This window comes from Peribacillus sp. NPDC101480 (assembly GCF_050277335.1).
Lineage (GTDB): Bacteria > Bacillota > Bacilli > Bacillales > DSM-1321 > Peribacillus.
This window is the reverse complement of sequence record NZ_JBNNSB010000002.1, coordinates 97,199-117,875: the sequence shown is the minus strand read 5'-3', so window position 1 is coordinate 117,875 and position 20,677 is coordinate 97,199. Positions and strand designations below refer to the sequence as shown.

21 protein-coding genes and 3 pseudogenes are annotated in these 20,677 nt (G+C 35.8%); 16 read left to right on the top strand and 8 right to left on the bottom strand.

The features are described 5' to 3' along the window. Positions 1–21: 21 nt before the first annotated feature. The 6 genes and pseudogenes from ACQKMF_RS08160 to ACQKMF_RS08135 all read left to right on the top strand — a co-directional run bounded on the left by ACQKMF_RS08160 (position 22) and on the right by ACQKMF_RS08135 (position 2,440). Positions 22–432, top strand: a complete 411-nt coding sequence (locus ACQKMF_RS08160) for an immunity protein YezG family protein (RefSeq protein WP_101221985.1) — start codon at positions 22–24, stop codon at positions 430–432. Between the two features lie 21 nt (positions 433–453). Then, positions 454–576, top strand: a pseudogene (locus ACQKMF_RS08155) (RNase A-like domain-containing protein); the annotation flags it as partial. A 17-nt stretch (positions 577–593) separates the two neighbouring features. Then, positions 594–893 carry a contact-dependent growth inhibition system immunity protein gene (locus ACQKMF_RS08150; RefSeq protein WP_101221988.1) on the top strand — a complete coding sequence of 100 codons (300 nt, stop codon included), beginning with the start codon at positions 594–596 and terminating at the stop codon, positions 891–893. Positions 894–1,060: 167 nt separating this feature from the next. Beyond that, the gene (locus tag ACQKMF_RS08145; RefSeq protein ID WP_427572537.1) at positions 1,061–1,288 is read left to right on the top strand and encodes a hypothetical protein; all 228 of its coding nucleotides are present in this window, start codon (positions 1,061–1,063) and stop codon (positions 1,286–1,288) included. Between the two features lie 9 nt (positions 1,289–1,297). Further along, complete coding sequence (locus tag ACQKMF_RS08140; RefSeq protein ID WP_427572535.1) at positions 1,298–1,633, top strand: hypothetical protein; 336 nt, start codon at positions 1,298–1,300, stop codon at positions 1,631–1,633. Positions 1,634–1,933: 300 nt separating this feature from the next. Next, entirely contained in the window at positions 1,934–2,440 is a 507-nt protein-coding gene (locus tag ACQKMF_RS08135) for an Imm6 family immunity protein (RefSeq protein WP_260357575.1), read from the top strand. Positions 2,441–2,832: 392 nt separating this feature from the next. On the opposite strand, the gene ACQKMF_RS08130 is transcribed toward ACQKMF_RS08135, so the two are convergent. Then, the gene (locus ACQKMF_RS08130) at positions 2,833–3,747 is read right to left on the bottom strand and encodes an iron-hydroxamate ABC transporter substrate-binding protein (protein ID WP_427572533.1); all 915 of its coding nucleotides are present in this window, start codon (positions 3,745–3,747) and stop codon (positions 2,833–2,835) included. A 586-nt stretch (positions 3,748–4,333) separates the two neighbouring features. On the opposite strand from ACQKMF_RS08130, the gene ACQKMF_RS08125 reads away from it, so the two are divergent. Then, positions 4,334–4,546: a hypothetical protein gene (locus ACQKMF_RS08125; protein ID WP_260357577.1), complete on the top strand. Its 213-nt coding sequence runs from the start codon at positions 4,334–4,336 to the stop codon at positions 4,544–4,546. A gap of 366 nt (positions 4,547–4,912) precedes the next feature. Here ACQKMF_RS08125 and ACQKMF_RS08120 read toward each other — a convergent pair whose 3' ends face one another. The 3 genes from ACQKMF_RS08120 to ACQKMF_RS08110 all read right to left on the bottom strand — a co-directional run bounded on the left by ACQKMF_RS08120 (position 4,913) and on the right by ACQKMF_RS08110 (position 7,527). Beyond that, a complete protein-coding gene (locus ACQKMF_RS08120; RefSeq protein WP_252297950.1) occupies positions 4,913–5,158 on the bottom strand; it encodes a hypothetical protein in 246 nt (81 codons plus the stop codon). Positions 5,159–5,474: 316 nt separating this feature from the next. Next, a complete protein-coding gene (locus tag ACQKMF_RS08115) occupies positions 5,475–6,686 on the bottom strand; it encodes a SpoIIE family protein phosphatase (protein ID WP_260357578.1) in 1,212 nt (403 codons plus the stop codon). 22 nt (positions 6,687–6,708) lie between these two features. Continuing rightward, positions 6,709–7,527 (bottom strand): alpha/beta fold hydrolase, encoded by an 819-nt coding sequence (locus ACQKMF_RS08110; RefSeq protein WP_402942692.1) that lies wholly within the window; start codon positions 7,525–7,527, stop codon positions 6,709–6,711. Between the two features lie 929 nt (positions 7,528–8,456). On the opposite strand from ACQKMF_RS08110, the gene ACQKMF_RS08105 reads away from it, so the two are divergent. The 5 genes and pseudogenes from ACQKMF_RS08105 to ACQKMF_RS08085 all read left to right on the top strand — a co-directional run bounded on the left by ACQKMF_RS08105 (position 8,457) and on the right by ACQKMF_RS08085 (position 13,111). Continuing rightward, the gene (locus tag ACQKMF_RS08105; protein ID WP_230176344.1) at positions 8,457–8,666 is read left to right on the top strand and encodes a hypothetical protein; all 210 of its coding nucleotides are present in this window, start codon (positions 8,457–8,459) and stop codon (positions 8,664–8,666) included. Positions 8,667–8,823: 157 nt separating this feature from the next. Then, positions 8,824–9,786, top strand: a complete 963-nt coding sequence (locus ACQKMF_RS08100; protein ID WP_260357580.1) for a peptidoglycan-binding protein — start codon at positions 8,824–8,826, stop codon at positions 9,784–9,786. A gap of 155 nt (positions 9,787–9,941) precedes the next feature. After that, positions 9,942–10,007: pseudogene (locus ACQKMF_RS08095) on the top strand (peptidoglycan-binding domain-containing protein); the annotation flags it as partial. Positions 10,008–10,209: 202 nt separating this feature from the next. Beyond that, positions 10,210–11,127: an acyltransferase gene (locus tag ACQKMF_RS08090; RefSeq protein WP_427572529.1), complete on the top strand. Its 918-nt coding sequence runs from the start codon at positions 10,210–10,212 to the stop codon at positions 11,125–11,127. Between the two features lie 385 nt (positions 11,128–11,512). Then, the gene (locus ACQKMF_RS08085; RefSeq protein WP_427572527.1) at positions 11,513–13,111 is read left to right on the top strand and encodes a phosphodiester glycosidase family protein; all 1,599 of its coding nucleotides are present in this window, start codon (positions 11,513–11,515) and stop codon (positions 13,109–13,111) included. A gap of 259 nt (positions 13,112–13,370) precedes the next feature. On the opposite strand, the gene ACQKMF_RS08080 is transcribed toward ACQKMF_RS08085, so the two are convergent. The 3 genes and pseudogenes from ACQKMF_RS08080 to ACQKMF_RS08070 form a co-directional block, all read right to left on the bottom strand. Next, positions 13,371–13,955 carry a TetR/AcrR family transcriptional regulator gene (locus ACQKMF_RS08080; RefSeq protein ID WP_427572525.1) on the bottom strand — a complete coding sequence of 195 codons (585 nt, stop codon included), beginning with the start codon at positions 13,953–13,955 and terminating at the stop codon, positions 13,371–13,373. 7 nt (positions 13,956–13,962) lie between these two features. Beyond that, on the bottom strand, positions 13,963–14,715 hold the full coding sequence (locus tag ACQKMF_RS08075; protein WP_427572523.1) for an alpha/beta fold hydrolase: 753 nt from the start codon (positions 14,713–14,715) through the stop codon (positions 13,963–13,965). 318 nt (positions 14,716–15,033) lie between these two features. Then, positions 15,034–15,123: pseudogene (locus ACQKMF_RS08070) on the bottom strand (DUF3898 domain-containing protein); the annotation flags it as partial. Positions 15,124–15,382: 259 nt separating this feature from the next. Here ACQKMF_RS08070 and ACQKMF_RS08065 point away from each other — a divergent pair. From ACQKMF_RS08065 to ACQKMF_RS08050, 4 genes are all read left to right on the top strand, one after another. Continuing rightward, on the top strand, positions 15,383–16,279 hold the full coding sequence (locus tag ACQKMF_RS08065) for a R2-like ligand-binding oxidase (protein ID WP_402942712.1): 897 nt from the start codon (positions 15,383–15,385) through the stop codon (positions 16,277–16,279). A 523-nt stretch (positions 16,280–16,802) separates the two neighbouring features. Beyond that, entirely contained in the window at positions 16,803–17,039 is a 237-nt protein-coding gene (locus ACQKMF_RS08060; protein WP_101221999.1) for a hypothetical protein, read from the top strand. Between the two features lie 468 nt (positions 17,040–17,507). Then, positions 17,508–18,386, top strand: coding sequence for a YitT family protein (locus ACQKMF_RS08055; RefSeq protein WP_230176572.1), 879 nt, complete (start codon positions 17,508–17,510; stop codon positions 18,384–18,386). A gap of 181 nt (positions 18,387–18,567) precedes the next feature. Further along, complete coding sequence (locus ACQKMF_RS08050) at positions 18,568–18,804, top strand: PepSY domain-containing protein (protein WP_427572520.1); 237 nt, start codon at positions 18,568–18,570, stop codon at positions 18,802–18,804. Between the two features lie 420 nt (positions 18,805–19,224). On the opposite strand, the gene ACQKMF_RS08045 is transcribed toward ACQKMF_RS08050, so the two are convergent. Beyond that, positions 19,225–20,286 (bottom strand): DUF3900 domain-containing protein, encoded by a 1,062-nt coding sequence (locus tag ACQKMF_RS08045; protein WP_427572518.1) that lies wholly within the window; start codon positions 20,284–20,286, stop codon positions 19,225–19,227. Positions 20,287–20,677: the final 391 nt, after the last annotated feature.

Below are 20,677 nucleotides of genomic sequence, written 5' to 3'. Positions count from 1 at the left end.
AATTATTTAGGAGGTAAGTAGATGGAAACCAAAATAATGGAGCAGACATATCAACAAATTGCGAATACATTAATTAATATAATTCCAGAGGATTGGAAACAAATCTTTTTATACGCTGAATTTAGAGAAGGTTATAAAAAAGTTTTTTTCTATTATTACCCTGAAACTGGAGGGGAACCAGTATATAGTCTGGATATAACAGATTTATTTAATGTTGATGAGGAAGAGTTTGATGGGCTTGATGATGATTTGTATAATTATTTTTCAAGATTGCGTGAAGAATTTAAGGAGCAAGAACAGGAACTATGGACAAACCTAACTTTCATTTTAGATAACACAGGAAAAATGAAAATTAATTATGGATATGAGGATATTTCAGAACTTAGCCCAGTAGAAAAACAAGATAAATGGGAAGCTGAATATCTAAAGTAAAACATTATATAGAATGAAAGAGAGATAATTGGTAGAAGTGTATCAAGAAACTCCGAAGTTGTGGAGAATGTTACAAATGCAAAAATTGTACTTAAAAAGGATTCAAACGGTAATTTTATTCTAACAGGATATCCAGAAAAATAATGAAGCGAGGAATTTAAATGGACGAAAGTTATGATTACTTAGAAGAGTTAGAAGATTTTTTAGGTGGAACATTCCACCAGGATATTAGTTCGCCTGAACAAGCATTAGCTGAGTTTATAAACGAAGCTAATAAAGAATGTTTGCTTTTTACAATAAAGTATTGTGACGAATTTCTAACTAGTAATAGAACAAAACAAGAAAAGGAAAACTATATTCAAACTAATGCTGAAATTTATTATCCCGCAATTGGATTAACTCCTATACAGTGGCTTAATAATGTCGTAGAACAAATAAAAGAAGCTGTTAAATCAAAATAGTATTTTTTTGAAAATCTTGGTTGGTAAATAAAAGGACCTTAACGTATGTTGTTAAGGTCCTTTTATTATAGTGACTGAAGGACTATAGCCTCCTCCAGAAAGCCGAATACAGGATATACGGACTCCTCGCAGCCAACGGCCTCGGTGAAGCAGTCACCGGCAAAGACATGTTCGGCAACCAGCTGACCGAGGAACAGCGCCAGAACGGCCTGTTGATGGTGCTCGGGATTGGCGGTGTGGCAGGTGCGGCCAAAGTCGCCGATAAAGTAGCGAGTGGTACAAAGTTCATCCCTTACAGCAAGGAATTTGCGCAAAAACAGGTTCAGAAGGTTCAAGCCTTCGGCAGGGAAACCGGCAAGGTGGAAGTACCTCTCCGGATTAGGGTCGAAGAATAGCGACGGCGTATGGAAACAACTATAAACATGTTACATTTGATAACGACGATTAAGGATATCGTGCAGAAGTTTGCGGTGAAGAGTGATGGTGGTAAGGCTTTAAATGGAACTGGTAGTAAACCGGGTATTACCATTGGGAAAGAGGATTTGGAAACTCTTAGAATAAAACTAGGTCCTGAAACTCAAACAATTGCAATTGGAAAAACAGATGTAAAAGGTTTAGAAGGTAAAATATTTGAGGGTGGCTCACCTAAAGTTAGAAAAGAAGCAGGTTTACCTGATTTAGATACAGTAATGCCCAATAGGCCAATTAAGTCACCTTCTTCCCATCCTTTATCTACTTGACATGCTGAGGAAGGTGTAATTAATGAATTCATTTTGGAGGTTGAAAGAATAGGATTGAAGGCAGAAGAGGTTACCGGTTCATTAAATTTACATCAATCTAATCCAAAAGGTGCCTGTACAACTTGTATACAAGGAATTGTTAATCCAAATGTTAAACCAGGAATATTCATGTAACTAAGTAAAAGGTACCATGAGTTAACGATAAAGTTATCTTCTGAGAGAGTAGAGGGGGTTAAACCTGCTGGAAATTGTCCTTTATTTTGAAAAATGGAGTTTTGATTGAATAAGGAGGTAAAGTTTGTGATAGAAAAAATTAATGAAATGAACGCTGATTTACAGGTAGCATTTCTTTTAACTTTGTCTGAAAAAGTTATTGGCATGCTTTCGAACTCTTCTGGGTATAAAGATGCAGTAGAAGTAATTGACTTATGCTGGAGTTGGGTTGAAAACAAAAACATTTCTGGAGATACTATCTATCAATTTTTAGATAATGCTGATGAAACAGGTCTATTCATTCTAATGCAATTTGAGGAGAACGAATTAAAGATGAAGGCTTGGAACTGCATTATTGATGCAATTGCTTTTGCTGATTGGAAAGCTTACATTGAGCAAGGGGAAAAATATTTACCTGCTCCAATAGAATCAGTGGATGAAGATCTATTCCAACATTTCATAAATAATTTCTTAGAAATTAACTATGGAACGGATGAAATGATTTTTAGTTTAATTGATAGTTTACAAGATAATTATTCAAATAATAAAATTGATGCAAATATAAGAAAACAAATTTTATCTAGCATTGAATAAGTAATTATACAAAGGGTTTTTCAGCTTTTTCCCTTTAAGTTCTTGTTTTACACGCGCTAATAAAACAACAAAGTAGGTTATGTAAATTGTTAGCAGATGGGTTACTATGAATATGAGGATATATCCAATGCAGATGATCACGAAAGAGGAATTTATGATAAGAGTATTTTAGAAGAATACCTCAAGAAAGAATAATGGAGGATAAGAAAAGCTTGATTTTGTGTGACCTTAACGGTAAAGTTTAGGTCTTTTCATTGTTGATATGAATATCAGTTAGATTTAACACTTGAGTGCCTTTTAGGTAACAGTTTCTTTTTATTATTCTGAGAAGCAATTCAAGTATAAAACACATTCAAAAAGGAATTCTCATTTAAAGAATTCCTTTTTGCATATTATTTGTCAAGAAATGATTTTTCGAAAAATTCCAGAAGATGCTCTAGAGTGATTGGATCACTGTAAGTGGATGCTTTACTATTTATTTCAAATATACGATCGTTCTTAACTGCAGGTATATTTTTCCACGTTTCGGTCTCCACAAATGAGTTAACCACATCTGGGTTTTTACTAAAGATAATATAATCTCCAGTATACTCAGGAAGCACTTCAGATGAGAGTACATAAATGCCGGATTTAAGTGCCTTTTCTTTTACTTTTTCAGGCATTTTCAAATCCATTGCTTGATATAATATTTCAGTTCCGCGTGCATAGTTATTTCCAAATACATAAAACTCCTTAGCATCATTTTCAATCACAGAAACGGTTGCATCTTCACCAATTTTTGCACGTATCGCTTTTCCTGCGGATTCTGCACGCGTTTCGAAATCATTAACCCATTCTTTTGCTTCCTTTTCTTTATTTAAGAGTTTTCCGATTTCTATTTGCTGTGATAAATAATCTAATTTTCCCCAAGTGAATACTACAGTTGGGGCAATTTCATTTAGCTTTCCAATATTTTTCATTTCGGATCCCGCTATGATTAGATCCGGTTCCAGTTCAATGATTTTCTCGAGGTTATCTTCTGATACGACTTCCACTCCCTTTAGTCTTTCTTTAAAAAGGGGATTCATATTAGTCCATTGGTCTATCCCAACGACATTACCTTCTAAAGCCAATACATTAGGTCCATTAGAGAGAGCAATTATTCTTTTTGGTTTTTTAGGAATCTCAATAGGGCCAGTTTCAGATTGATATGTAACTGTTTCTTTTTTAGCCTTGGATGCATTATTTTCGTTCGCTGTCTCTTTGCTCCCACAGGCACTAAGAATAAGTACGAACAAGAGTAGGAAGGGGAGGAATAGCTTTTTCATTCTGATTTTGCTCCTTATTAATTATAGAGTAGGTTAAAAACATACCAAAAAATGTCTAATTAATAATGATATTCATTTTCAGTGACTACATCAATATATTAATAGTAATGATAATCATTGTCAATAACTTTCGCCAGATGGCTAAACTCTGTGTACTACAAATTGCGGTGTTCGCAATCATCATTTTATGCCTGCGTCGTTAAATACTTGATGTTGAAGTCTTCCGTTAAATTTTGATTAATCTATAATATTCAATTTGATAAGTAATTGTTTACATAACTATATTATGGTCTAATCGTTGAGAGGTCATATATATTTAAACTAAAATTTGGAAGTGTATATAATTCTATAAATATAGTATAGAAAATAGGAATTATATGAAAGTTAAAAAAAGGATTTTTAATAATCGTGTTAGCAAGTTTTTGTCTTTTATTACTAAACATTTCGACACCGGCTTCAGCTCATGTGAGCAAATCAAAAAAACGGTATTAACGAGTGAAGATGGATCAATAATATTAACTCAAATAAAAAAGGATGTATGGGTTCATACAACATACGGAAATACAAGGTAATAAGGTCGGTGCGAATGGCCTTATTATTTGGTGATATGATTTTTGCACTGAAACAAAAGAATTCTGGAATCATTGATGAAGCTAACATGGAAGCTTTGCCAAATACGATGAAGAATTTAATGTATGTTTATAATGATGCGAAGATTGTTATTCCTGGCCATAAAACTTGGGGAGATTTCAGTTTGCTTCCACATACATTGGAAATTGTCCAGAATCATGGAAAATGAATTAATTAATTCTCATTCACTTCTAATCTTTAAGCAACTTGTCCACACCTTCCATCAGTCCATGCATATACAAGAGTAAGGAGGGTGTTAGTATGCAGATAAATTGTTGTTATGAAGAAAAATGTTTTGAGAACAATGACCCAAGTACAGTATGGTTTCCTGGAAAGCGTTGTAAATGTAAGTGCAAATGCAAAAAAAACAGGCGCCGTTTTTATTAATCACTAAATGAATGACTGGACATAAGTTGTTCAACAGAGGCAGGCCTAGTGGCTGCCTTTTTTATTTGGACTTGAAGTTGATGGTGAGTAATGCTCTGAAATATAAAAGCTTAAAAACACTCAACCGTGATGGCTGAGTGTTTTTAAGCTAGTCTTTCTTAAGGATCTGCCTGCTTTGCTGAATGATTTCATTATTTTTATTAATCGCTTCAACATTGTTTAATTTAACATGGTCATTGATCAATTCATTGTCTTCCATATATTCAAGTAACAGTTCGACGGATTTATCCAATAATCTTTCCAGTGGGATTTCCCTTTCTTCTGCCAAACGAGTGAGCCGCATGTTTAAATGAGAAGCGAGTGAAGAAACGAATGGATCTCTACCTTCGTTCATTTGCCATGCCCCCTTCCTCTTTAATAGCTTCATTATATTGTGGAAATGATTGGAAGGCAAATGGGACAAAATTAATGAAAAGCTGGTTAGATCGATTGAAAGTGTGCTGGTAGCTGGATGATTTTTGATAGTTATTTTTCATAAAAAATAGAAGCTACCCAAAATAGATAGCTCCTCATTTGTTTTATTTTATGACAATTACAAAACTGGTCCATTAAGACTCTCGGTTTTCGAACCGACTAAATTAGTATCTATTACCTGAAGTCCCAAGAAATTGAACAGCAGTTTATGTAACGGATAGCACAACCCGAAAGTCTTATTTTAGTTTAACCAAAATAAGACTTTGGTCATCTTTACGTTGGTCAGTGTCCTCTTCATTTCTAAGCGATTGTATAATTTCCTCTTTAAGTGTAGATAAAGGGGCAGCCGAATATGTCTTTAACAATGAGCATAAACGGTTTGAACCTAGAGGTTCTTCAACTCCATCTGTATAAAGGCACAGCTTACTGTCCTTATTGTATGTAAGGGTATTTGTTTTAAAAATAATTTCTTCAAACATCCCGAGTGGAGGCCGATTAGAACGCAACTGATATTGTTTTCCGTTTATATCCTGTAAAAGAACGGAAGGATGGCCTGCATTGATATAATTAATTTCTCTCTTATCAGTATCGATTAAAAGGTAGACGGCTGTGCAGTAATGCCAAGTTTCACTTGTGTTTTTGAATAAAGAATGAAGGTGATCATCTAATTCCTTCATCACAGTTTTCACTTCAGAACCTTTTAAAATTAATCTCTGAAATATGGAATGAAGTGACATGGTTATGAGAGCTGAAGAAAGACCGTGCCCCATCACATCAAGTAGGATAAGTCCATACCGTTGGGCGTCAATTTGATAAAATCCATATAGATCACCTGATAATTGATTGGAGCCTTTATAATATGCTTGAATTTCAAGATGTTCATTAATAATAGGAACTGGTAATAATGTCTCTTGGATTTTTTTGGCAAGACCCAGTTCTCTTTCTGTATCTACTTTGTATTTTTCATTTTTTTCGTTTAATTCACTAAGTTTATCCTTTTGAACTTTCATCGTTTCATGAGCATTCTCTAAATCAGAATAAGCCTTATTCATAGCATTTAGAGCTGTCACTGCCTCTTTTTTCGCTATAAGAAGCTCATTTTCTAATTCGTTTCTTTTTCGCATTGGAATCACCACACACTCAATAATAGTTCTTCCATCACGCTCTCTTTGAACAGCGTTTAGTAACACAGGTATTTCTTCATCGTCTTCAGACTTTAAGGATATGTATATTTCCTCAATCTGATTTTCTAACTTGATCAGAGGAACCAGATAAAGCTGATGAAAGAGTATAGCAGAAGCCGAAAGGATAAAATTAATAGGCTGCCCTTGCAATTGATCGAGATTATACCCCAATAATTTAAGTAAGGTTTGATTAACGGATAAAATATCATCTTCTTCTGATAAAGTAAAATATCCGCAGGGTGCCTCATTCAGTTGTTCATTCACAAAAATTCACACCCATCTCTATCTATAAATCGTTTGTCGGAAATTCATCCAAAAACTGTCTAATTAAGAATATCGTCTCTTCAGGATGACTCATATGTGGACAGTGTCCTGTTGCTTTCATCACTTTCAATGTACTATCAGGAAGATGCTTATGAATATATTCTCCTACTGCTGACGGAGCAATAACATCTTCTGAACATTGCAAAATGAGTGATGGTACTTTTACTTTTGGTAAGTCTTTACGGTTGTCTGCAAAAAAGGTAACCTCCGCAAATTGTCGAGCGATAATAGGATCAGTAGAGCAAAAACGATTCTCTAGATCCCGTTTAAGCTCTGGCCGATCTGGATTATTCATTACCGTTCCAGCAAAGGCGGTTGCCCAGCCTATATAATTTTTGTCCATCATATCAATCAATCCTAAAAGTTGTTCTTTTTCGAATCCCCCGTAATAATCAGGCAGATTCAGGTAGCAAGGAGAAGGACCAACCAGAACAAGTTTAGAAAAATATTCAGGATGTTTAATTGACGCCAGCATGCCAATCACACATCCAACAGAGTGTCCAACAAATATAGCATCTTTTAGGTCTAATGCGGAACAAACATCAAGTACGTCTTGTGCATACCCTTCAAGAGTACTGTATCTTTCCACGTTATATGCCTGTATATCTGAATTACCTGACCCAACATAGTCAAATAGGATAATTTGGTATTCATCTTCAAAGTCTTTTGCAACTGATTGCCAGACATTTTGATCACAACCAAAACCTGGAGCAAATATCATTGGTCGTGTACCACTTCCTTTAAACTTTACATTATTACGCAATAAAATATTGGGATTCATAATTAGCTCCTTCAATAGAAGATATACTTACTATATGTTAACACTAACCTTATTCGAATTAAAGAATTACACTTTAGTACTAAATCGGAGGAACTTATCTTTAACTTCACCAGGATTTACTTGAACTGGATTGTCTAAGCATCTATTTACCTTAAAAGTTCTGTCATCCTTGTACCATTGTAAGTAATGATCGGTTTTCATAAATCACATTTGCTGGTCAGTGAGTATGAGGAACCCCATTATCTCCTCAAACCATCATATAAGATCTATTAATAAGCATGAAATAAACATCAATCTACTGATTTACAAAGGCAGTAAGATAAATTTACTTGCTTTAAAATGACTTGGAATAGGAGGAGATTGATACAATTCATGGAGTTTCAATACTTTAGGTAACTCTTAAAATTACGTATACACGAACTTCTTATACCCGGAAAAGGCTGACAATGTATAGGGGATCCACGAGGGATTTTTTTAATTAGATCGAAAGATATGGCCATGATGTGATTCATCCACTGTTCTAGGTGTACTTCTTTTTAGAAAACATTTTGTAGAGAGCAAAGATAAGTGGGGGTTAGAGAAGTATGTACTGATCATATGAAGTTCTTTAATTCAATTTATCTATTTTATAATCGTGATAGAAACGCTACAAAAAATATATAACCCTAATTTATGTCTATATTTGAATAGATAAGATGGGGGTTTTTATAATGGTAATTTAAACTTCTCCCTTTTTCTGATTCAAATCCTTCAATGGATTCACCCCATCTTTAAGAAATTTTCTGGTGACTATTTGGAGATCATTAAAATGTGGCTAGCTTCAGTTTTTTTTTCGCAAAATAATTATTTAAATAATAAATCAATATCGGACGCCTTCTTTATTTTTCCTGTATAATAATACTATATTTTACATTTGGGAGGAATTATTTATGGATCAAGCCAGTAGTTTAATAGGGCTTTTTGCAATCATACCGATTTTGTTCTATTTGGGACTTATTGTATTAAGTGTTTATTTCATAATTAAGATAATTAAATTCATCAATGCAAAGACAAGATTAGACCAAGAAAGAAATGAAAAGCTGGATGAGTTGATAAGGGTAATTGCTAAAGATAAAGAAGATCAAAATATGCCTTTATAATAGATTAAAAGCACAGCCCCATTTAGGGTTGTGCTTTTTTTATTTAAGAACGATGAACCTATACTAGGTCCTCATAAAAGGGCGTTTTTTTGTAACGTCAAGGTAGGTGTACAAGCATTTCCTAATTGGCACCATAACATATTAGGAGGTGATAAAATTGACAGTTAAATTAGAAACTTTATTGGATCGTTCAGAAAAGAATATGGGCAGCGGAATTCATCCAGTCGTAAAAGAATCGGCATTGGAAATGGTTAAGCGGGCATACCAAGAAGGAATTTTCGTGCAAATCAGCGCAGGTTATCGATCTATGGAAGAGCAAGCAAAGCTATATGGTCAAGGTCGCCTAGGATATATCTACGATGGTAAAAACTATAGTGATTTATCGAAACCGAGAGTGACCAACGCGAAGCCAGGTCAATCTTACCATAACTTTGGACTAGCCATTGATTATTTCATCGTCAGCGATGATGGAAAGAATGCAATATGGACGGTTGATACAAAATGGAAACGGGTAGCGGCAATTGGTAAATCCTTGGGCTTTTCATGGGGAGGGGATTGGTCAAGCTTTAAAGACTATCCGCACTTGGATATGACGGGCGGACTGACTTATTCTCAGTTAAAAGCGGGAGTGAAGCCTAGACTGGTATCAAAAGTGAATGGAACCACTCCACCAGCTACACAAGTCGAATTTGAAGTCATAGTAAAAGATACGCCAGCAAAGGACAGCGGCAATCAAACTATCAAGTCCATTCAAAGGACATTAAATAGCAGGTATACTGCAAAAATAGATGTTGATGGTTATTATGGTCCCAATACTAAAAAAGCGCTGATCAAGGGTTTTCAAACCGAATTGAATAAACAATATGGTGCAAAGGTTAATGTTGATGGAATATGGGGACCCCAAACAAAAGCAGCTTCACCTAATGTTAGGGAAGGGGCGGAAGGGAATATCACTTATATCCTTCAAGCTGCACTTTATTTGGAAGGGCATAATCCACATGGTATAGATGGTATCTTTGGAAGCGGAACGGAAATAGCGGTGAAGGCATTACAAAGGGCTAATGGATTATCTGCAGACGGGATCGCCGGTGAAAATACCTTCGCAAAATTATTTGGATGAAATATATGAAATGTAATAGAATATAATGCTTAAATGCAATTAGCTTAGCAAAAAAGCCCTTAAAATGAGGGCTTTTTTTGTATGAATAATAGCATTCATTAAAAGTGAATACTCCAATAATTTAAATATCGAGCTGATGATAGATTTAAGGTGAGGAAACGAAAGCAGCTGTGAAAGCTTATCAGAAGCGAAAAAGGTTAGTTGTTGACGGACAACTCTAAAAAAACCTTTACGTATCCTTTAATATCTCAATTTAAATAGTCATGACGTTTCCCAACCATTTCTGCAACTTCACGACTATCTACCAGCAATTGTTCATGGTGATTTACAACCTTTAATTCAATTACCCTTTTTCGGAAATCCGAAGGCTTCAACTTAACAGTTCCTCAGATTTTCTTATGCGGTCTTTGTGGTGAGCTAAAAATGATGTATAATGAAAGCGTTTTTAACACTTTGAAAGTGGGTATGGACAGCATGGAAAGCATTTCTAACATCTTGCATAAACCGGAAACAAATAATGAAATACACTTTATAGGAAATACCGAAGATGAGATTTCGTTTGTGAATAGTAAAATCAAATTTTGGGGTAAAGGAAATCGGTTAATCATTGAACGCGGAGCTGAATTTAAAAATGCAACGCTAAATTTTAATGGCAACAACTCGCTCATAATCATTGGGAAATCAAATCGCAATGCAACAATGAGCGTCAGTGTTTGGAATGATAATACATTTTTCCTTGGTCGCAACTATTCATTTAATGGTTTAGCGAGATTTATTCTCTCTGAGCAAAAGAATCTATTCATCGGTGATGATAATATGTTTTCAAGTGGTGTAGTCGTTCGTTTGGCAGATCCACATTTGATCTACGATGTAACAACTCAAAAACGGATAAATCCAACAAAGAGTGTGTACTTAGGTGACCACATTTGGATTGGACAGGACGTCATGATTCTAAAAGGAGTAGAAGTAGGTACAGGTTCAATTTTAGGTGCAAAGTCACTAGTGGCAAAATCCATCCCATCAAATGTAGCAGCTGCAGGAAGTCCTGCACGTGTGGTGCGGAAAAGTGTTTTTTGGGCACGACCATCTGTACATGCATATACTGAAAAAGAAACAGTTGAATCACAAAATTTCCCAGATGGCCGTTTTGTTTATACGCCAAAAGGCTCGACAGCGAAACATTTTGCGAAAATTGAAGAACAGCTTAATACCGCAATTTCTGTAGAGGAGAAGACTGACATCTTAACGCCTTATCTTAAAGTAACAAATAAGAATCGTTTCTATCTTCCTGTGCCTCCTGAGAAAAAGAAAACATTTTTCGATCGAATCTTTCGCAAATGAGGCAAGAAGTAAATGAATGAATTTATCTCAAAAAATAAAACAAAACTCTGAGTTGTTTTCGTTAACCACAGGGAAATTTTTTGTATAAAAATTTTTGGTCATTGATACACTTAACTTATTACAGACAACTCTACCTAAATGGAAAGCCCGAAAGGCTCTTCGTACATCTATTACATTTTTCTTCAAAGGAAACATTGTTATTTAAGTTATCAAAGTGAAGATGTCCTAAAAGTTATCCTTTCACAAATATGAATTGTAATATTTATCGAGTATTTATGCTCATTTTTGTTCACTTAAAATTGACTGAAATATAATAGTCTTTTTAATTTTCCATCATATTCCTCCAATAAAGTTAAAGCAGGACATAACTTTATTGGAGGAATAAATGAAAAAATTATGGAAAAAGCCCATTTTGCCTATCGCCACTATTAGTCTAGCATCTGTGATGATTGTAAATGCCATTCCAGAAACTCCAGTTCATGCAGAATTGAATGCTCAATTACATGTGAAGAATCATGTGCTTCCGTTAGGAACACCCAATTTGATTGAGCAAAGAACTTCCATGAATCCAGCACCAGGAGTGACGTATATCAATATCCATCGTGGTGAAGCATCTTCTAAAGACTATTTCACAGTGGATGTGGCATTTGTAAAAACAAAGAAGCAGGCAAAGATATTGTTGGGAAATTTAAAGAGAGATGGTTTCAAAAAAGCTCGTATCATAAGAGAAGCGGATCGGGCCATGGATGATGGGGAAAAAGGTCCACTTGGATACATTGTCCGCATTGGCCAATATCAGCTGGAAGCGGATGCAGCCGAAATGAGAAACAAGTTATCGGAAAAGGGATATTCGGGTCTACGGACTGTGTATACGGGAGAAGACGGAGAGAAAACAACAGGACCATGGGTAGTGAACGTCCTTGAAGTGGATCAGGATCGATTTCAAGGGCATGTGGAACCTGAATTGGCAAATGATACAGTGACAGGGAAAGAAACATTGACCAAAATCGCTGACAGAAATGATGCCATTGCAGGAGTTAATGCCGGATACTTTGTTGTAGGAGAGAAGGATGGAACACCAGGCGATCTTGCCGGTATATTCGCCAGCAAAGGTCAGCTTGTCAGTGAGGCGATAAATGGCCGTTCAGCTCTAATTTTATCTTCTGTTGAAGAGAAGGCAAACATTGCGTCCGTTTCAACGTCAATTCAGGCTACGTCATCTGATGGTGCGGTCAGGGAAGTGGATGGGGTAAATCGGAAGCCAGGATTAATCCGCAATTGTGGCGGTGTTGGAGGAGATACGACAACAGAACGGGCGAAACATGATTTTACTTGTAATGATGAAAGTGAGCTTATCCAATATACGCCCGTATTTGGAGGAAAGACAGAATCGGGCGACGGTGTGGAAGTAGTCGTAAATCATGCCGGAGAAGTGACGGTAATTCGTAACCATCGCGGAGGAGTCATTCCGGGCAGTGGTTCTGTTCTAGCGGGAACAGGGGAGGCAGCAGAGTGGCTTCGTGACCATGCCCGACAAGGGATGAAGATTCAGGTGAAGAGTGAAATCATCGGGGATGCAAAGCTATTAAAATTAGACCAAACCACCAGCATGATTAATGGAGGTCCTCGTTTAATGGAAAAAGGGGAAATTTCCATTAATGCCGTAGAGGAAGGCTTTCACTGGGAAGAAGACCCTGGGTTTTATTATCGTTTTGGGGAGCGCCGTAATCCTAGAACGCTTGCAGGAATCAAAGAAAATGGCAATCTATTATTTGTCACCATCGAAGGACGCGCACCCGGATGGAGTGTGGGAGCTAATTTTGAAGAAAGTGCGAAAATCATGAAATCATTAGGGGCAATCGATGCCATCAATCTAGACGGCGGCGGATCGACGACCATGACAGTTGGGGATGAGCGAGTCACAAGACCCTCTGATGCAGCAGGTGAACGCCCGATTGCCGACTGTATAATGTTAGTAGAATAGATGGGCAGAGATTAACGACTTCAATTATCAAATAAACTTAAAATCTCTTCAGATAGGTTTCTGAAGAGATTTTTAACGGAATCATCCGATCAAGATCACAAAGAAGTCAGCTATTAATTGTTTGAACTTCAGGCATAATATAAGGTCTAAAGATAATCATGGGGATTTTTTTTGTTGAAGAACCTTTTTACTGTATTTTAAGCGCTCGATTGTGGAAGTTCCAATCTTTATGCAAGATATGACCTATTAAAACGGTAGACTAGCTACAAAACTCACTTATAATCTGGTTCTTCATTTCTTCAATCGGAAAACCTTGTCGATAGGTGGATATCATCAACATAATACCTTGCAGCACAGATGAAAAATATAACGAGCGTTTCCTTGGTTCCTTTTCACCCATATTTTCAAATATTGTACATTGAAACTCAAATTGTTTAGCATTTTCTTCAATAATGCGATGACTGAATTTTATCAACTCTTCATCAGACTCTGGCTGAGTTTGCAGGTGTAGATAGAACCGATGGACTTCCGGTTTTTTGTGGATATTATCAATGGCACCATTTACTAGATGTTCCAGCTGTTCACGAGGTGTATTTAAGGTGAACGCTTCTTCCATGACTTCAACCACTTCCTTGATTCTGGCCTCGACCATTTCAGAAAGCAGTTCTTCTTTTCCTTTGTAATAATTATAGAGTAACCCTTTAGAAATACTCGCCTTCTTGGCTATATCGCTTATAGAAGTAGCGTAATATCCTTGTTTTATAAATAACTCCATGGCAGCAGCGCGAATTTTTTCTTTGGAAGCTTGGCGAATGCGGTCATTTTCTTCAGGTGTACGTGGCATTTATACTTCAATCCTCCATAAAAGCAGTGAATTCTTGATATAAAATTTCAGAATGAGTGAGGGGCAGCATATGATCGGCATCTTCTATTTCGATGAATCCGATGTTTGGAACCTTACGGAAACAATCGGCAACTCGAAAATTGTCTGCCAAGTCCTTTTTGCCGATAAAAAATAAAGTTTCGGTGTTCAATTCTTCTAATCGTTCCATTGCTGGCGGCTGAGGCCATTTCATGCAGAAATCAGCGGGCCACTTAAGCATGCGCTCGAAATGATGTCTGAGCATTTGAACAATGAGATCTTTGTGCGGACTATCGATAATCACCTGATATGTTGGTGAATGGAGGGCAAGCTCTAACATCTTATCTATATTGGGTGCACTTTCCAATATTCTGTCATGATATTGTTCAAACTCCTTTGAATAGGGAAAACCAGTTAAAGAAGGATCAATTAACACAAGTTTCGATACTCTTTCAGGGTAATTAAGAGCGAAATCAGTTGCAATTTGCCCGCCCATGGAATGGCCAATAATTGTTGCCTGATTAAGTTCAAGGTAATTCATTAGTGCCAGTACTTCGTCTACATAGTTTACATGTTTTATAGGGGATGGTGATTTACCGGCACCACGGCCATCAAAAGCAATAACTTTGTAATCCTTAGATAAAAGAGATGCTAAAAATGTCCATTGCCTCAAATCAGTCCCACCACCATGAATAAGAACAACAGGACGACCATTGCCAGTAATCTCGAAATGTAAATCCAATGCAACCCCTCCATTTTTCACTGAATTTTCAGTTTTGTTTTATTATTGAATGAACGTTTAGTCAATAGAAAATGTAATCTAATTCCTAAAGATCTTAGATATTATTTACATTCCAAATAATGGCGCTAACCAATAAAAAAAGCAAAATAATTATTGCCCTATTATTGAACAAGCTGGGAAGGAAGCATAGTAATTTATACATTTATTTATAAATTCACCTTTGCAAAAGCCAATTCTAATCGGTTCCTAATTTGTTTATTTCCATTTTTCTATATCTTAATCTTACGTTACAGTGATTAAAACTGCCAAGCTTCATGCCAATTCTGCTTCAGGTGTATGCTCGACTAACTGGGCCGTGGCTTCGGTGACTTGGTGGGTCTAAAAGCGTTCCTGGATTTCCATCTCCTCAGGTTTTCTTATACGATCTTTGTGTTGAGCAAAAAATATTGCATAATGAACACATTTTTAACAATTTGAAAAAGTGGTATGAGAGGCGACAATTGATTTATTAATTGGTTTTATTACTTCTTATAGAGTGCAATACCCATTTGTGCAGAGCCCGTTATTCTCTTTTATTTTAATTTTTGCATCAGTCCTGAATTTGTCCATACGTATGATCCCCTTTTTGCATAAAATGGTAAATGTATAATTTGAAGGAGGACTATACTTGAGAAAGAAACTCTTAACGACGAGCTCGGAGGGTTTGATGGAAGATTCATATCCCTACCAGTTGTATCAAAAGGCAAAAAAGTTTGGAATTTGGAATCCCCAAGATATCAATTTCTCACAGGATCAAGAGGACTGGAAAACACTATCTGTTAAAGAAAAAGACTGGGTGCTGAAACTTCTCGCTCAATTTCAAGGAGGGGAAGAGGCGGTTACTCTTGACTTACTCCCATTGCTTAGGGTGATTGCGAGAGAAGGTAGATTGGAAGAAGAGATGTTCCTTACAACCTTTTTATGTGATGAAGCTAAACATACTGAATTCTTTCGACTGGTGTTAAATGCTATTGGTGAAAAAGGCGATCTTTCCCACTTGCATTCTGAAACCTATCGTAAGTTATTTTATGAAATTCTCCCCGAAACAATGGAACGGCTATGGCATGAACAAACCCCTGAGGTAATAGCTGACGCAGCTACAGTGTACAATATGTTTGCAGAAGGAGTGTTGGCGGAAACTGGATATAAATCATTTTACGATGTACTTAAAAAGATGGGTAAAATGCCCGGACTTTTAGAGGGCATTGACCACTTAAAGAAAGATGAATCAAGGCATATTGCATATGGAACATATCTTCTTCAGCGCTTGATTTGTGAACATCCTCATCTTTTTGACAGGGTGGTTAAGAAGCTTGAGGAATTGGCACCAATTTCTATCTCCTTAAATGCAGAGGGCGTTATTGGAGAAGGGGAAAAAGTAAAGGAATACCATTCTGATATTAAGAAATACTCAGAAAAACAGTTAATGGCAAGAATTGAAATCCTTGCACGGGCGAAGGGGCAGACAATCGAAGAAATTTATCGATCTGGAGGAAACTCAAAACTAAAAAAAGGTTCAGAATGACAGATTTAGAAATCACCAGTCAATATGATTGGTGATTTTTTTAAAATGAAATTATCATTTTTTTACTTTTAATGAAAAAATAAACAAAAATTATTTTTCGTTGTATAATTTGTGTTTTTCCCAATTGAAATTTGGAAGGGAGATGGACAGTTATGTTAATCGTTTTTTAGTATAAGTATTAGTAGGAGTGTTCACGTTTAGTAATATTGATATTTCTTTTGCAGAAGAAACAGATTGGGATTGAGCGGAGTTTGAGAGATTGAAATAATTAGATACCATTGAATTTCAAGGAGAAGCCGCATTCTAAAAGAGTACAACAAGTGAAGTTATATATATTCCCATGTATGAAGATGGAACAACTTTGGCTGTAAAGTAGTGGACAACTAAAGACAAGGACTCTAATCAAGTTCTAATAGTAGCACTAAGGATACGTCAACAAAATCCATAGGGTTGTAATTAACAAAACTAAATCAGCTAGGAGTACTCAATATTCCTTATCCTTTAAAAACTAGGAGTGAAGAAAATGAAAATAAAAAAATGCCAAAAATTCGTACAGTTAGACATAAGGAATTGGGATAATACAGAGTTAGTAGAAAGATTATATGAGATTTGTGAGACTAGTAAAGAGTATGAAAATGATGAAGTAGAGGTTCATCAGGTTGTGGACTTAGGGAAACTTAAAAACGAGTGGAGATATTTAATCATTCTTAATATTTCACAAGACTTGGATAACCTAGGAGCACCAGTAGACCATTATTAAAATCTAAAATAGCAATTAACTCTGCATCAATAATATCCTTTAGTGGCAACATCCTATCCTAATATAAACAGACACAGATTCAGCATCAAAATTCCTTAATAAGTTATGTTTTAAGGAATCGATTAACGGATTCATCTAGACATTTATTCAATCTCTTTTGGTGATATGTTGCTCGCCTTCTAAGTGTTATTAATGCTTCTAGGTTCGGCATGCTTATATCTGTTATATAATGAGTTCCTATTTCCCTGAGTAGCATTGGAAAGGGTTCATCAGGTGTAACAAGTAACTTAAAACTGTTTTTCATTCATTTACCCTCACTTGAAAATGAGTATACATAAAAATTCATCCATGAAATGTTAAAGTAGGAACAAACTGTGCGGTAGGTTAGAACTTCTTTTATTTAAATTTATTTTTCCTGATTTGATATTAGGATATAATAGAAAAAAATGAATAAAAGGTGTGATTTTTCTGACGGAAGCACTAAAAAAGCAGCATAGAAAGTTATCTAGTTTGATAATTATCCAACGGACCATTCTTATTACAATTGGTGCTTTGCTAATGGCAACGGGATTGGAAATCTTTTTAATTCCCAACCATGTAATTGATGGTGGCATTACAGGTATTTCAATTATGCTTTCTCACATTACTGGGATAAAACTAGGAATCTTTCTTTTTCTATTGAATCTACCATTTGTATACCTGGGATATAAACAGTTCGGAAAAACTTTTGCTATATCTACTATATATGGAATTATAATGCTTTCCATTTTTGCAACATATTTTCATCCTATTCCACCCTTCACTGAAGATATCCTTCTTGCTACAATTTTTGGCGGCATTTTTTTAGGTGTAGGTGTAGGAATAGTAATTCGTAACGGTGGTGCACTTGATGGTACAGAAATACTTTCGATTGTAATAAGTAAAAAAGTGCCTTTTTCTGTTGGCGAAATTGTTATGTTCATCAATCTATTTATACTTGGTTCTGCCGGATTCGTTTACACATGGGATAGAGCTATGTATTCAATCTTAGCTTATGTAATAGCTGCTAAAGCCATTGACATTGTTATTACTGGAATGGAAGAAACAAAGTCAGTATGGATAATTAGCGATGAAGCAAGAGAGATAGGTGATGCAATCAATAGTCGCTTAGGACGGGGTGTGACATACTTAAATGGTGAAGGTGCCTTTTCTGGAGAGGACAAGAAGGTTATTTTCTGTATAATTACCAGACTTGAAGAATCTAAGTTAACTACTATTGTTGAAGAGATTGACCCTTCATCTTTCTTAGCAATAGCAAATATTGCAGAAGTACGTGGAGGACGGTTCAAAAAGAGAGATATTCATTAATTTAAAAAATAATACTTATTAACAGGGCCAACATTTTGATGCTGGCTTTTGTTTATGTTTTTTAATCTGTAGTAAAACTACTACATGGGAATCTTCTGTAGTTCCTAAACATATATTCACAGAACTTGGGTCAAATGCATAGTGTAAATTGAATATATTATAAAAGAGGGGAATGTTCCCAATGTATGATAATTACTACAATAATCAAACGCCTTTATATAGACAAAGATTAACCATGCAACAGGCACAAGAAATCGCACTTCAGAGAGTGCCTGGCCAAGTTCTACATAGTGATATGGAACATGGTGTTCTAGTATACGAATTCTTTATTTTGACAAACCAAAACAGAATTTATGAGGTTGAGATAAATGCAAAGACAGGAAAGATTATGAAAGTAGAAGAAGAAGATTTGGATTAGGGAAGTTAATGCGTTGAAAACTGCTTGAAAACTTGCGATAAATCAACAAAATACAAGCCGTCTCTTAATGAGGGAACGGCTTTTTATTATGCAATGAAAGGAGGGATCCGCTTCAGGTGAATATTTTACATACAACGTTGAAACATCCGAAGGGGTAGTTCAGTGGTTTACAGAGTCAAAAGATTACGAAGCTGCTGAGGATTATATTTGTGAATACCGGGTTATCAACTAAATCTTAATTTACATTAGGGGAATGAAATATAGTTCCCCCAATAAAAACCAGGAGGAGTAATAATAGAAGAAAAATAAAAAAGGCAGTCACAAAGACCGCCATTATCGGGATACAACACAGGTATTTTGTGACTCTAGAGTCACGTTCCGAGTCACAAATCATCAAATTTTCTTGTGACTCGGTTTTCATCAACTTTTATTTATGATTTTTTCAATTAGTACTTGTAAATCATCCGGTCTGTGAAATTCAATCGGCGAGACACCTTTATCGAACTCTATCGTATCGGATTCTATCATCAATACATACTTCCCATTAATCTTGCCTAAATGGATGCTATCGCCAAAATCGGCTAACAGTCCTTTGATGGATGTACTCCCAAGCTTCATTCGCAGTTCGGCTTCAGGTGTATGCTCGACAATCTGGGCTGTGGCTTCGACGACTTGGTGGGTTTCAAGGCGTTCTTGAATTTCACGCTTTTCGCTTGTTTCCCAGATTTCCAGGTCTTGTTCGAATTTCTGCAGTTCGTCACTGTTTTCTTCGAATTGAGCGGATACATGTTCATGGACCATATGGATGACCTGGTTTTTCATGATTTCCGGCATCGATTCACCGTATTCGACGAATTTCAAAAAGTCCTCGAAGTAGCGGGCATGTGAGGCCTGGTGGATTTTCAGTTCGCCTTCTTCGACCATACCTTCTTCGGGCATGTATGGGTATTGAATGGATTTCATATTTTTAGTGGTGATTGCCATTTCAACGTGCCTAATCAAGGTCCGTTCATCCGATATGGAAGCAACTTTCGGCTCGAAATCACATTTTAATAAGAAAACGAATGGTTCATCAAGATATTTCGTTAATTTTGCCGATGCGATTATGAAGACTCCGCCACGGACGGCACTTGTATCGATATAAGACCGAGTGAATTGTTCATTTTCCTCCTGGAATTCCTGTTTTGTTTTAGCATATCGAACACGGTTAAATACATTGTAATTAGGGTTGGAATCAAGTGCATGTCCTTCTTCGACAATAAAAGAACCAATTTTCGTCGGTATTTGTTCAGTTTTTGGATGACGGTCGACTTTCCGTTTGGAAATCTTCATCAATTCCCCATCCAAAAAATCCTTTAGAGGACTTTCTTCGTATTCTTCAGTATCAAGAGTTTGGAAATGTTTAAAACGCTTATCAGCCTGATCGCCTTTTCCTTCGACTTGGATTAAATAAAAAGACAGATAGGTAATCTCAAAATCCATGAATGTCACCTTCTTCAAATATTAAGCATAATTCCCGTACTTTTTTTAAGACTTAATAAGTATAGTGATGTACTTTGATTCCGTCAAACTATTGGTGCATGAATGATCAGAATAATATTGAAGTGTTATTTCATAATAATACATAGAGAAAAATAAATAATGATTCTTTATAGGATTAAAAATATTAGAACTCTTGCAAAATTAATTAATGGAATACAGTACATACACCAATAGCTCACTTTATTAATATTAAAATAATGAATTGTTAATCATTCTTTGTTAATTATGGATAAACCTGTTGAATATTAAAGCTTGCCTTTCAAAGGAAATAAAAAAACAGAATTTTAAAATAATAAATCATTGACGTTAAAAAGGTTAATACGTATAATTT

Bases quoted from the DNA above. Each gene is read 5' to 3' on its own strand.
- ACQKMF_RS08120 (WP_252297950.1), bottom strand. From the start codon at position 5,158: ATGAACGAAGGTAGAGATCCATTCGTTTCTTCACTCGCTTCTCATTTA.
- ACQKMF_RS08060 (WP_101221999.1), top strand. From the start codon at position 16,803: ATGAAAATAAAAAAATGCCAAAAATTCGTACAGTTAGACATAAGGAAT.
- ACQKMF_RS08145 (WP_427572537.1), top strand. From the start codon at position 1,061: ATGTTCGGCAACCAGCTGACCGAGGAACAGCGCCAGAACGGCCTGTTG.
- ACQKMF_RS08140 (WP_427572535.1), top strand. From the start codon at position 1,298: ATGGAAACAACTATAAACATGTTACATTTGATAACGACGATTAAGGAT.
- ACQKMF_RS08130 (WP_427572533.1), bottom strand. From the start codon at position 3,747: ATGAAAAAGCTATTCCTCCCCTTCCTACTCTTGTTCGTACTTATTCTT.
- ACQKMF_RS08080 (WP_427572525.1), bottom strand. From the start codon at position 13,955: ATGCCACGTACACCTGAAGAAAATGACCGCATTCGCCAAGCTTCCAAA.
- ACQKMF_RS08105 (WP_230176344.1), top strand. From the start codon at position 8,457: ATGGATCAAGCCAGTAGTTTAATAGGGCTTTTTGCAATCATACCGATT.
- ACQKMF_RS08045 (WP_427572518.1), bottom strand. From the start codon at position 20,286: ATGGATTTTGAGATTACCTATCTGTCTTTTTATTTAATCCAAGTCGAA.
- ACQKMF_RS08085 (WP_427572527.1), top strand. From the start codon at position 11,513: ATGAAAAAATTATGGAAAAAGCCCATTTTGCCTATCGCCACTATTAGT.
- ACQKMF_RS08160 (WP_101221985.1), top strand. From the start codon at position 22: ATGGAAACCAAAATAATGGAGCAGACATATCAACAAATTGCGAATACA.
- ACQKMF_RS08150 (WP_101221988.1), top strand. From the start codon at position 594: ATGGACGAAAGTTATGATTACTTAGAAGAGTTAGAAGATTTTTTAGGT.
- ACQKMF_RS08050 (WP_427572520.1), top strand. From the start codon at position 18,568: ATGTATGATAATTACTACAATAATCAAACGCCTTTATATAGACAAAGA.
- ACQKMF_RS08125 (WP_260357577.1), top strand. From the start codon at position 4,334: ATGGCCTTATTATTTGGTGATATGATTTTTGCACTGAAACAAAAGAAT.
- ACQKMF_RS08110 (WP_402942692.1), bottom strand. From the start codon at position 7,527: ATGAATCCCAATATTTTATTGCGTAATAATGTAAAGTTTAAAGGAAGT.
- ACQKMF_RS08090 (WP_427572529.1), top strand. From the start codon at position 10,210: ATGATGTATAATGAAAGCGTTTTTAACACTTTGAAAGTGGGTATGGAC.